The sequence below is a fragment of the Pedobacter terrae genome (genome assembly GCF_036946585.1).
Taxonomy (GTDB): Bacteria; Bacteroidota; Bacteroidia; order Sphingobacteriales; family Sphingobacteriaceae; genus Pedobacter; species Pedobacter terrae_C.
Genome location: NZ_JAQIIV010000007.1, coordinates 1 through 12150, shown reverse-complemented (window position 1 = coordinate 12150; position 12150 = coordinate 1). Strand labels below are relative to the sequence as shown.

Genomic DNA, 12150 nt, shown 5'->3' with positions numbered 1-12150 from the left:
AATATTGTAATGGTATCAGATGGTAACATCTGTCGCTTATTAAATCCGTCAGATGTTACCATCTGACGGCACTTATAAACCCGTAACATCTGACGCCACAAAATTATCCTGCATTAAAGCGATAACCTACTCCCCTAACGGTCTGTAGTAACTGTGGGTTGTCAGGATTCAATTCTATCTTCTTACGTAAGCGCACAATATGCATATCAAGCGTTCTGGTATTTACATCAGAATTGTAACCCCAAACCACCAGCATCAGTTCGTCACGATTAATGACTTTGCCAGGGTTGCGCAAGAAATAAAGGAGAATACGGTTTTCCAATATCGTTAATTCGATTTTCTTTCCGTCTCTGAATAATGTATGAATATTTGGATGGTGTTCCATATTGCCAAAACGGTGTATTTCGGCTGAATCTTTATTGACGATAAATTTCACTTTGCTCTCCAACATGGCCACCAACACATCCATATTAAATGGTTTGGTGATATAATCAGATGCACCAAAATTATAAGCATCAATTTTATCTACGTCCTGTGCTTTTGCAGTCATCATAATTATCAGGTTTTCAAAACCCTGTTTACGTACATGCTCGCAAACTTCAGCACCTTGCTTACCTGGCATCATCCAATCTAATAACACAATATCAGGCTGATCAGCCAAAATTATTCTTTCACCCGCTTCACCATCATTTGCTTCCAATATCGTGTAACCTTCAGCCTTTAACCGGTGTGCTACCAGAAAACGAAGATTCTCATCATCTTCTACAATTAATATTTTTACTTCTTTAGACATTTATGTGTATTTTAATACGGTTGTAATGATCAAACGTTGCAATGTTTGAAGGTAAGTTTAACCTTTCAACATTTAACAATTCAACTATTAATTTAACTATTATAAGGCAGCACGATTTTAAACTCTGTACCGCTTCCTACTTTACTTTTTACGGAAATTTCTCCTTCCATAAAGTTAACCAGTTCTTTGCAGAATGCCAAACCCAGACCTACACTGCCCATTTGGTTATATTCATTCTGAATCCTGAAAAACTTTTTAAATATATTGTTTAATTCAGACGATGCGATGCCTATTCCTTTATCGGCAAAACGGAAAACCAGTACGCCTTTTATCATTTTTGCGCTAATGTGCAGTTTTTTATGTTCTGGTTTCGAATATTTGTACGCATTCTCTGCCAGGTTATCGAACAAACTTCCCAATAGTACCGGATCGGTAATAAAGGTTTTAAATCCCGCCACTTCATAGGTAATTTTAAAATCAGGATGTTTTAAGGTGTGCGATTCAATTGTACTTTCTATAAAATCAACAATATTAACTTCTTCCTGGTTTAGTTTTATGGCTTTATTTTCAATTTGAGTAAAAGCCAGTAATTTGTTCATTAAACCATTCAGTTTATCGGCTTCTTCATCTAGTATCTTGCCGTAAAGCTGCTGTTCCCTTTGACTTAAGGCAGAAGCACTTTTAATATTGTTCCCGGCAATTTTAATTACACTAACAGGGGTTTTAAACTCATGTGTAAGGTTGTTCACAAAATCGTATTGCAACTTAAACATTTTACTGTTGATGTTCAGGTTGCGGTAAATCAGAAAAGCAACCAATAGCAGCACACCATATACCAGCAATAGTACCAGCGCAATTGGCATGAAATAAATAAAAATTTCTTTCTTGATATAAGATTTTGATGAAATGAGGTATAATTTAAAATCAGAAAATGCACCTGGCAATGCAATCTCCGTATTGATATTTTCATCTGAAGTATCAATCGGATCGTAAGTCAGCGGCTCAATTCTGATCGTTTGGTACAACAATGGCCTGGTATTGATGATCTTGATCTGATGTGCATCAAGCTTAAAAACCATTACATCCTGTTGATAAACGGGTGAAGGGTTTAACTTCCGCCTGATCATATCTTTATATACCCGCAAATCTTCACGCCGGGGAATATTTAAGTAAGTAATTTTATTTTCGTTGGAATTAACGATGGAAAAGTTGGTAAATAATTCTTCTTGTGTGGGCACTGATGCCGTATCAAGATCCTCAACAAAAGTGGCGAGTTTAATGGCAATAGCATTAAAATCGCTGCCCACGGTAAAAGATTTCGTATCATCCTCAGAATATAACTTTACCGAATCAGGCCGTATCCCTTTTCCGAACTGGAAAATAGCTTTTGGCCCAATCCCCAGGTGGTTTGCATTGATCCCATCTCTGACAGGGATATTCTTCACTTCTGTATCGTAAAAAGTAACTTTAGAAATGAAAGGGTATTTTAACATCACTGTATCTACAAACTTCGCTGCAGTAGAAGAGTCCAGATAGCCATTATAGTAGGAGATCTCAGGCATTTTGTTCTGAAAAAAGTCATTGTATGGCTTAATACTCTGTTCCAACACGTTTACTTTCTCTGAAACAAAATCGTTTTCTATCGTTTTTTTGCTATAGTTAAAGGCAAGGAAAAGTGATAGGATAAAAAGAATGGAGATGAGCGTAATAAAGGTTACACCTAAGGTAAAGTTTTTACGGTAGTTGCTTTGCTTATCTAAGGCCATACCTATTTTTTACCAAGATTTTCTTTTAAAAACTGTTCCAAGGCCTTGTATAGTGCTGTTCTGCTTTGTTGGCGTACCAAAGGATCAGGGCCTTCCTCTTTTTCGATATAGGTTACCTGAACATTCCTTTTTTTAAGTTCTTTAATAAATTGGACACCTTCTGCTACGTTAACACTAGGATCTTTAGGATTTTGGGCAATAAAAACAGGTGATTTAAACCGGTCTGCATGAAAAACAGGCGAAGCAAAGCGCATATAATCTGTATCAGTTATCGGATTGCCAATAATTTCATAGAACATCTGCAATTTGGCTTTTAAAAATGGAGGAAAAGTTTTCAGGTAACTAAACAGGTTAATTACACCAGAATTTGACCCGCCACATTTATAAAGATCGGGATTTTTATATAGACAATTTAAAGCAATATAGCCCCCGAAACCATTGCCATAAATAGCTATTTTTTTTGGATTGGCAATTTTCTCCTTAATCAGCCATTTCACTCCATCATTAACATCGTCCTGTATTTTATCGCTCCATTGTTTAAAACCTGCAGCATAAAATGATTTTCCATAACCGGTAGAACCACGGTAATTTACCTGCAAAACCGCATAACCACGGTTGGCCAAAAACTGTACCTCCGCATTGTAGCCCCAGCTATTCCTTGCTTTAGGGCCATTGTGCGGCAATACAACCACAGGAAGATTAGCAGCTTTTTTATTCTTTGGCAAGGTTAAATAACCATTAATGGTTAAACCGTCCCGGCTTTTGAAACTAATAGGTTTCATAGCATTCATATCTTCCGGTTTAATGGAAGGACTTAAATCAGTAAGCTTTTTTAGCTTTTGATCAACGGCGGTATACAGATAATAAGAACCTGGATTTTTATCGGTAAAAGTACGGATCACAAACACCTGATCTGTTTTATCCCTATCCATTATCATCCATTCAGTACCGGGTAAGAGTTTATCAATCCTGGAGTATGCCACTCTTGTACTATCATCAAGATAAAATTTTTCCCTCTTCCAGGTTTCGCAGGTGGCAAAAAGCATTTTTTTTCTAAACCGGGAATAGGTTGCATCCACCACATTTAAGGTATCATTTGCAAAAAGAACCTGTTTTTCTTTGCCGCTTTTTAAATCAAGCGCTACCAATGCATTTTTATCACGATTAACACTCGAGATCGCATAAAGCACATTGGGTTGATCTTCAGAAAATGCAATGGGCTGCAAAGTAGTTTCAAAATTATTGGTGATTACGGGTGCAAAAGATTCATTTTCATTTTCGCGGTACATCAGGGTTTCGTTTACTCCGTCACTGGCAACAGCAATTTTAAGTATACCTTTACAATCAGTCATCCACCTGGTAATATTACCAGGATTTTTTGCAGCAATCTCCATTCTTCCATCCCGAACGTTTAACCGGTACACATCGAAAACCGTCGAATCACGCTTATTTGAAGCCACAATAATATATTTATCATCAATCAACTGATCTTCGATTACCCTCAGTCTGTTTTTCTCATTGGCACTCAACTGTACCTGCTTGCTTCCATCTTTGTTGATCACAAAAATATCAGACCTCCGTTCTTTAGATCCATCTTCAGTATAATAAATCAGTTCGTTATTGCTGGTCCAGAAATGAAAACTGATGTTCTTTCCATTTAAATGGGTTAATTGAATACTGTTTCCTGTCGCAATATCTTCGGCAAAGAGATCAAGTTTCTGGTTATGAAGTTTTAAATAAGAAAGACTTTTTCCGTCTGGAGAAATGCGATAAAAGGCTTTATCCTGCGTTTTAAAAAATTCATCTACAGGAATAGTATCATGGTTTGCGCCTTTACAAGCCCAAAACAATGCAACCATTAACAGTAAGAAAATCCTTTTAAGCATAAAAAAATCCTTTACGGGATGACAAAAATAAGTATCACAATAATTTAACAGCGGTTTACACCAACAATGTTACCAATGTGATCAATAATAAGTAGCGGTTCAATTTAGTATTTAAAAAATATCTACAAAATAAAATACAGGTAACATTTAAAATACGTTTAATGGCAATTATTGGTTTGGTTAAAGATGTATTAAAAAGTTACATTTAAAACTTCTAATTTAGGATTTATGAACCGCTTGTTTTCCATGATATTCTTATTGCTTTCGTTTGGGGCCAGTGCGCAGATCTTTCGCCCCAATCAGCAGATTGCACCTGATGAAAATAGCCTGGCTATTCAGTACTATCAGGATGGTGCATATGATAAGGCGGTTGTTTTATTGGAAAAGCTTTATTCCACCCCTAATAGCGAGCTTTATTTTGATATTTACTTTAATACACTGTTAAAATTGAAAAGGTATGACGTAGCGGAGAAAATAGTTAAAAAGGAAATCAAAAAAGATCCAAAGAACGACATTTATCCAATCGCTCTAGGCAAGCTTTATCAGGAGAAGGGCGATGTGCAGGCGGCCAATAAAATATTTAATGAGGTAATTGCGAAACTACCGAAAGAAGAATTCAGGATCAGAAATCTGGCCAATAACTTTTATCGGTTCGAAAATTACGACTATGCGGTACAAACCTTTAAACAGGGCAGAAAACTATTTGGAGACGATCAGATGTTTGTTTTCGAATTATTAAACATCTACCGTTTTAAAAAAGATAAACTCATGCTCATGCAGGAGTATCTGGATGCACTTGCAGCAATGCCTCAACTATTACCGCAGGCAGAAACAGTACTTGCTTCTGTTTTTGAAGATAAAAACGATTATCAAACCTTTCAGGCAGCCATCTTAAAAAAAGTACAAAAAGCACCTGATGCCGAGGTTTACATTCAGTTATTAACCTGGAATTATATCCAGCAACAGGAATTTGATATGGCTTTGCGCCAGCTTATTGCATACGATAAGCGGACCAGAGCAGATGGAGGTACTTTGTTTAATGCCATTTATACCTTTGTTGACAACGGCGCTTACGAAACCGCGATTAAAGCTTACGATTATCTGCTCACCAAAGGAAAGGATAACCAATATTATCTTCCTTCAAAAATTGAAATGCTGAATACCAGGTACAACCTGCGTACCAGTGGAAAATATTCAGTCGCCGACCTCGATCTGCTTGCTAAAGACTATCGAACCTTATTGGAAGAAAACGGTAAAAACAGGAATACTCTTTTCGCGATAAAAAAAATGGCCAACCTGCAGGCCTATTATTTGAATAAGCCCGCCAGTGCAGAAAAAGAATTGGAAGAAGCGATAAAAATGCCAGGCATTAACGACCAGGACTTAGGCCAGTTAAAACTCGATTTAGGTGACATTTATATTTTAACCAATCAGCCCTGGGAAGCTTTTTTAGTGTACGAGCAGGTGAGCAAAAGGTTTGAAGGACAACCGATAGGAAATGAGGCCCGCTTCAGGAGTGCCAAACTTTCTTTTTATCAGGGCAATTTCGAATACAGCAATAGTCAATGTTTAGTTCTAAAGGCCGCTACCTCACAACTAATTGCCAATGATGCATTGAACTTAAGTTTATTGATCAGTGATAACATCCAGACACCAGCCGATAGCAATGCCTTAAAAATGTACGCAGATGCAGACATGCTTTTGTTTAGAAACCTACCTGAAAAAGCCATAAAGAAAATGGATAGCATTGCCATTGCCTATCCACAAAATAGCTTATCAGATGCCATTATGATGAGCAAAGCAAGGATTTTTATTAAAGCAAACGATTTTCAAAAAGCGGCCGATATCCTTAAAAAAGTAACAGAAGAATTCAGAGATGGGATTTGGACGGACGATGCGCTATTTACATTGGGCGACCTGTATGAAAAAAAACTAAATGATATTGCACAAGCGAAAATATATTTCCAAAAACTGATTACAGATTATCCAGGGAGTATGTTCAGCGCTGAGGCAAGAAAAAGATTTAGGAATTTGCGGGGAGACGGGGTTTAAAAAGTTCAATGGTTCATTAGACATTAGTTCATTGGTAACTGTAACTTGCGAATTGTAAACTACACCATGGTCGATTGTTTAAATCGGTTAATTGAGCAGCAATAGTCTATTTCCAAATATTAATTACATATTATCATGATTTCGATTAAAGGTCATTAGTTCATTGGTAATTATTATTGCGAATTGTATAAGCGCCAATTATTTTAAGATAAATCTACATTCATCATTTTTTAACATTTACATATTTATCTACCTTTGTGTATGTTTTTATATAATGTTACGCTCATCCTCGAAGATGCAGCAGCCGAAGAATGGTTACAGTGGATGCAGGATGTTCATATTCCACAGGTTATGGCTACAGGTATGTTTGTTTCTAACCGTTTACTAAAAGTTGTTGATTCACCTAATGAAGGGGTAACTTATTGTTCACAATACGTTGTAGAAACATTAGATCACTACAATAAATACCAGGAAACATTCGCGCCCGATTTACAGGCGGAGTTAAACGAGCGATACAAAAACCGTTTTGTTGCCTATAGAAGTTTGATGGAGTTCGTCGCTTAGACTTCGGACTCCCGACCAAGGACTCCGGACTTATCTAAGCTTCTCATTATTCTTGTGCCTATCGGCATCCCGGATACTTTTTTTCCTGAGGTTCTTTTCCAAAGCTTCGGTTAGATTTATACCCGTTTGATTGGCTAAACAGATCAGCACAAACATCACATCGGCCATTTCATCTGCCAGGTTTACTGCTTCATCACTCTTTTTAAACGATTGCTCACCATACTTACGGGCCATAATCCGGGCCACCTCCCCAACTTCTTCCATTAAAATGGCCGTATTGGTCAATTCATTAAAATAACGGATTCCTGTGGTATTAATCCAGCGGTCTACCGTTTCTTGTGCTTCATTAATGGTCATTTTTTTCTTCTTCTATTTCTGATTTTATGATACCGGTAACTTCTTTTTTTGCGCCCTCCAGTAAAAAAACTGCTGTACCTTTTTCTCTGGCGTAAGGGTTTTTCAATTCCCCAATTTTAATAATTTTATCAAATAACGGTTGTTCTCTCTTCCTTTGAGGATCTTCATCACCAGACCATTCAATTAAAATCAGATCTTTTATCGGCTTATCCATTTTAAACCAATAAACGTAATCAGCATTGTAAGATACCGCATTGATGTTTTTATGTTTTGAGTAATAGTTAATCGCACCAGCCTGTCCATAATTATCGGCACGTATCAATAGGGTAGATTTATCTTCAACTTTTCCATAAGCAGTATCAACAAGTGCGGCGAGTTCTTTCCAGCCCTGCATATCTGCATAATCTTGCGGCAATTGGTGGTTTTTCCCATCTTCCCAACGCAGCGCCCCTACCCGCTCAAACCTTTTTTGATGTGCAATAATTTCATCAGGACTATAAACCGGCATTAAAAGTGGCAAAAAGTAAATAAATGTGCCGATATTAAAAGCAAACAGCAAACCGATCAACACATATTTCTTAGCTAAAACCCGACTTAAATAAACAGCTCCAAAAACCAGTAAAACCGGGTATAAACCTAAGGCATAATAATCTTTTGCTTTAAAATAGGCAAATGCGATTAGCGTGAAAACATAAGTAAGAATAATCCAGCTGTATTTCCTAAAATCTTTATAAAAAATTAAACTACCCATCCCGGCCAGGAGTACAAATATTGAACTGATAAAAAACAGAAACTGCGTAATGAAAAAATCAATCCGGTTTACATGCACCAACTGTGTAGCCTGCAAAAGTTTCATGTGGGTTAACACCGGGAAGTGACGATAAATCTGCCAGATTACATTAGGAGAAATAATTAAAAGCGCCAGTAAAATTGATAGATAAAGATGTTTATCCGTAAATATTTTTCGATTTGGCGTAATAACTAGGGCTGGCAACAGACCAATAATGAGGAAAAGGATATTATACTTGTTTAAAAACCCCAAAGCTACAGCAATAGCTAAAGCGTATAAGTACCTGGCTTCTTTCTGATCGAAATATTTCAGCAAATAATAAAACACGCCAGTCCAGGCTAAAACATCAAAAGAATTGGGCTGATAAAGTGTGTTTAACCTAAGCAGAGAAGAACAGATACAAGCTACGGCGACCAGACATTTGGCCAGCAGGTTTCCTTTTAAAAAACCGACAATTTTCCAACAATATAATATTGTTATTGCACCGATTAAGGCTGGGACAAGTTTCACCATAAAAACACCGTTACCGAGAACCTTAATCAGCCAGGAAAATAACGAAGTTAAGGGTGGAACAGAGGTAAAGCCCGCAGCGAGATGGTTTGCCTGATCTAAATGAAGAAATTCATCACGGTGTAATTCGTAAACTGAATTAACCAATACAAAAGATAAAATTAGTTTTAGCCCTAAAAAAAATACCAGACAACCATATTCAATTAAACGGTTCGGATTTTTATCATCCATGATAGCTTAGATTAAAAATTGGAATAAATTAATATTGTTTATGACCATTCAGGACATAATAAGTTACGCCGTTATTGTTCAAAATTATTCCTTATCTTTTGTATCAATTAAAATCGTAACCGGTCCATCGTTTAATAAAGCAATTTTCATATCGGCACCAAAAATTCCCGTCTTTACCCTTTTCCCTAATAAAACCGAGAGTTTATCGATCATTTTCTCATATAGCGGAATCGCTACATATGGTCGCGCTGCTCTTGTAAAACCCGGACGGTTTCCTTTTTTGGTAGAAGCAAACAAGGTAAACTGGCTAATCAGTAAAATATCTCCTTCGACATCGGCGAGTGCCTTATTCATCATCCCGTTTTCATCACTAAAAACACGCATGCCCATAATTTTCTGCGCTAACCATTCTAAATCTTCTACAGTATCCGCATCTTCAATACCTAACAATACCAGAAATCCGTTTTCAATGGCTCCTGTTACATCACCATCAACCGTGCAACTTGCCTCCGTAACTCTTTGTAAAACTGCCCGCATTTTATACTATTTTTGCTTAAATCAATTGTATGCGCAAGATAAGTATTTTAGTCATTTCTGTATTTCTCTTCTTCGGTTGCAAGAAAAAACCGGCAGCTCATCCTACTTTTTATTATTGGAGAACAGATTACCAGAACAAAAAATCAGAAACTGATTATCTTGATCGATTTAAATCAAAATCTTTGTATGTGCGGATGATGGATGTAGATTTTAACCCGGATCTGCAAATGCCCGTACCCATATCGCCGATTAAATTTTCTGATCCCATACCTAAGCAGGTCAATATTGTACCTGTTGTGTTTATCGTTAACCAGGTTTTTAATAAGATTGATACCATACAGACCGCAGTGATGGCCAGTCGTATTGCGAAATTTGTGTCCGAAAAGGTGAAACAGGCTGGAAAGACAGAGTATACCGAATTACAGATTGATTGTGATTGGACCAAAACCACCAGAAACAGGTATTTTAAATTTTTAGAGCAATTACGTAATAATAGATTGTTAAAAGGCAAAACCATTTCGGTAACCTTGCGCTTGCACCAGGTTAAAAACATCGTATCAAATGGAATTCCTCCAGTAAATAAAGGAATCCTGATGTGTTACAATATGGGGAACCTACGTAAATATGGCGATCAAAACTCGATATTGGATCAGCATGAAATGGATCAATACCTCAAAGATTACCTGCAGGAATACCCATTGCCACTTGATGTTGCGCTACCGCTATTTGAATGGGCAGTAGTTTTTAGAAACGGGCAATATGCAGGTATTTCCAAACGGATCGGCAAAACCCAGATTGACAATAAAAAGCTGTTTAAAAAACGCGATAATTCCATTCTATACGACTTGCAGAATGATTACCCTACCGCCGGGCTGAAAAAAGGAGATGTGATCAGATGGGAACAGGTTTCTGCTAAAGATTTACTTTTAACCTCCAAATTTTTATCCCGATATTTGGCTCCCAGAGAACGTAACCTCGTTTTTTACCATTTAGACATCGACCTTTTAAAACATTTTACCAATGAAGACCTTCAAAAAGTCATTGCTGATTTTTAGTGTATTCCTGATTACTTTTTTTGGCGAAATTGCTGTGAATCTTGCCTGTGGCGGTGAGATAGACCCTTACGATTATTACATTTCTTATTTCCACAACAATATTGAAGGAGATGAATATTCGCCTTTTGCCTATAACCAAATGGTTTATCTTAATAGCGAAACGGATGTAGAAAGCGAGCCGGAAATCAATAGCCGTGAATGGGCTAAATTCCTAAACGTTAAAAAAGAGGATGTATTAAAGGTCATGTATAAAACAGACAGTGCAACTGATGTGAAGTTAAGCAATTTTGATGGCAATGTTGTACCATTACCTGATAGCCTGCAACAAAATAGTTTTATCCAGGCATTGGGCAAACGCAAAGCGCCCTTAAAATATTATCGGTTTGCTAAAAGCTGTGAACCATTGGCTAACGTGACATTTAACCTTTGGGATGCAACACCGCGTGATACCACAGCAATGGCTGCCAAAGCCCAGGAAGGATTAAAGTTAATAACTGCTGAAAAAGATGATTTTCTGAAATTACGTTACGCTTACCAAACGGAAAGGATGTTTCATTTCGCAGGGATGCATACGGAAAGTAAATCAACTTACGAAACCTATATTAAAACCAGTAAAGTTAACAGTGCCGTTAAAGGTTGGGCATTGGCCTTATATGCTGGCTCCATCAGAAGGTTGGGCAATCCGGATGAAGCTGCTTTTTTATTCTCAAAAGTTTTTGCCAGCAATCCGGAGCGGAGGATCCAGGCCTACAAAAACTATTATTACACCAATTCTCCGGTTCAGGGAGCTTTAAAATATGCTAAAACCAATAATGAAAAAGCCAATATATGGGCAATTAATGGATTTGGCAATGCTGATTCAGGGATGGAGAGTATGAACAAAGTTTACAGTTATGAACCGAAAAGCCTGCTGAACGGCACACTACTGGTGCGCGAGGTAAATAAGCTCGAGCAGGATCTGATTGAAGCAAATGACATTGCCAAAATTGGTTATAATTATTACTTTTCTGATAATGGCAATCCTAAATATAAAGACAGTTTAAAAAATGTTAATTTAAGACACTTAAACGAAATCAGAGATTTCGCATTAAAGTTGGCTACAGAAAAGAAATACCCACAACCTGAATTAGGCACTTTAACTGCGGCTTATTTATCCTGGATGGAGAATAAAGATGTTGTGGCATCAGATTACTTAGCCAGTTTGAAACCAGATAAACTGCCTGAAAGATTGCGCGACCAATACCGCATTATCGATTTGCTGATCAAAGCAAAAAACATCAAGAAAGGTAATGCATTTAACGAAAACGACTTATTACCAACATTAAAATGGTTGGATGAAAAACGTTTTGCAGAAAATAAAAACCAACCAAACGGGCAATATGATTATGATAATCAGGCCAGTAAACGTTTCAGTAGAACAACGAGGAATTTTTATCAGCAAATTTTAGGCCCTGCTTATTTGAACTTGGGCGATACGGCTAAAGCAGCACTTGCAATGGTTAAAGGCGATCTGGATCACAAAACACTGAAAGAAAACTCTCTTTTCCAGAATATGAGCTACCAGAGCATTACCTTTTGGCAGAATAACCTTAGTCCGAAAAGTATGCAG

Annotated in this window: 10 protein-coding genes; 4 read left to right on the top strand and 6 right to left on the bottom strand. The window is 37.2% G+C overall.

Translation table 11 applies throughout. The features are described 5' to 3' along the window. Nucleotides 1-103: 103 nt before the first annotated feature. From PGN18_RS11640 to PGN18_RS11630, 3 genes are all read right to left on the bottom strand, one after another. A complete protein-coding gene (locus tag PGN18_RS11640; protein ID WP_335319672.1) occupies nucleotides 104-793 on the bottom strand; it encodes a response regulator transcription factor in 690 nt (229 codons plus the stop codon). A gap of 92 nt (nucleotides 794-885) precedes the next feature. Continuing rightward, nucleotides 886-2559, bottom strand: coding sequence for a sensor histidine kinase (locus tag PGN18_RS11635; protein ID WP_335319671.1), 1674 nt, complete (start codon nucleotides 2557-2559; stop codon nucleotides 886-888). Between the two features lie 2 nt (nucleotides 2560-2561). After that, nucleotides 2562-4445, bottom strand: a complete 1884-nt coding sequence (locus tag PGN18_RS11630) for a S9 family peptidase (protein ID WP_335319670.1) — start codon at nucleotides 4443-4445, stop codon at nucleotides 2562-2564. 228 nt (nucleotides 4446-4673) lie between these two features. Between PGN18_RS11630 and PGN18_RS11625 the strand changes: the two genes are divergently transcribed. Next, entirely contained in the window at nucleotides 4674-6497 is a 1824-nt protein-coding gene (locus tag PGN18_RS11625) for a tetratricopeptide repeat protein (protein ID WP_335319669.1), read from the top strand. Nucleotides 6498-6758: 261 nt separating this feature from the next. Then, entirely contained in the window at nucleotides 6759-7061 is a 303-nt protein-coding gene (locus tag PGN18_RS11620; RefSeq protein WP_335319668.1) for a DUF4286 family protein, read from the top strand. 30 nt (nucleotides 7062-7091) lie between these two features. On the opposite strand, the gene PGN18_RS11615 is transcribed toward PGN18_RS11620, so the two are convergent. The 3 genes from PGN18_RS11615 to dtd form a co-directional block, all read right to left on the bottom strand. Beyond that, nucleotides 7092-7418: a nucleotide pyrophosphohydrolase gene (locus PGN18_RS11615; protein WP_335319667.1), complete on the bottom strand. Its 327-nt coding sequence runs from the start codon at nucleotides 7416-7418 to the stop codon at nucleotides 7092-7094. Further along, nucleotides 7408-8949 (bottom strand): glycosyltransferase family 39 protein, encoded by a 1542-nt coding sequence (locus tag PGN18_RS11610; protein ID WP_335319666.1) that lies wholly within the window; start codon nucleotides 8947-8949, stop codon nucleotides 7408-7410. The genes PGN18_RS11615 and PGN18_RS11610 overlap by 11 nt, the downstream gene beginning before the upstream one ends. A gap of 84 nt (nucleotides 8950-9033) precedes the next feature. Further along, entirely contained in the window at nucleotides 9034-9486 is a 453-nt protein-coding gene (gene dtd, locus PGN18_RS11605) for a D-aminoacyl-tRNA deacylase (RefSeq protein WP_335319665.1), read from the bottom strand. A gap of 29 nt (nucleotides 9487-9515) precedes the next feature. On the opposite strand from dtd, the gene PGN18_RS11600 reads away from it, so the two are divergent. Next, nucleotides 9516-10541, top strand: coding sequence for a hypothetical protein (locus PGN18_RS11600; RefSeq protein WP_335319664.1), 1026 nt, complete (start codon nucleotides 9516-9518; stop codon nucleotides 10539-10541). Beyond that, on the top strand, nucleotides 10507-12150 hold a 1644-nt coding region (locus tag PGN18_RS11595; RefSeq protein ID WP_335319663.1), incomplete at its 3' end, for a hypothetical protein. The genes PGN18_RS11600 and PGN18_RS11595, both read left to right, overlap by 35 nt.

What these genes read in the sequence shown, in the direction of transcription:
- PGN18_RS11640 (WP_335319672.1), bottom strand. Translation starts at nt 793, where the DNA reads ATGTCTAAAGAAGTAAAAATATTAATTGTAGAAGATGATGAGAATCTT.
- PGN18_RS11635 (WP_335319671.1), bottom strand. Translation starts at nt 2,559, where the DNA reads ATGGCCTTAGATAAGCAAAGCAACTACCGTAAAAACTTTACCTTAGGT.
- PGN18_RS11630 (WP_335319670.1), bottom strand. Translation starts at nt 4,445, where the DNA reads ATGCTTAAAAGGATTTTCTTACTGTTAATGGTTGCATTGTTTTGGGCT.
- PGN18_RS11625 (WP_335319669.1), top strand. Translation starts at nt 4,674, where the DNA reads ATGAACCGCTTGTTTTCCATGATATTCTTATTGCTTTCGTTTGGGGCC.
- PGN18_RS11620 (WP_335319668.1), top strand. Translation starts at nt 6,759, where the DNA reads ATGTTTTTATATAATGTTACGCTCATCCTCGAAGATGCAGCAGCCGAA.
- PGN18_RS11615 (WP_335319667.1), bottom strand. Translation starts at nt 7,418, where the DNA reads ATGACCATTAATGAAGCACAAGAAACGGTAGACCGCTGGATTAATACC.
- PGN18_RS11610 (WP_335319666.1), bottom strand. Translation starts at nt 8,949, where the DNA reads ATGGATGATAAAAATCCGAACCGTTTAATTGAATATGGTTGTCTGGTA.
- dtd (WP_335319665.1), bottom strand. Translation starts at nt 9,486, where the DNA reads ATGCGGGCAGTTTTACAAAGAGTTACGGAGGCAAGTTGCACGGTTGAT.
- PGN18_RS11600 (WP_335319664.1), top strand. Translation starts at nt 9,516, where the DNA reads ATGCGCAAGATAAGTATTTTAGTCATTTCTGTATTTCTCTTCTTCGGT.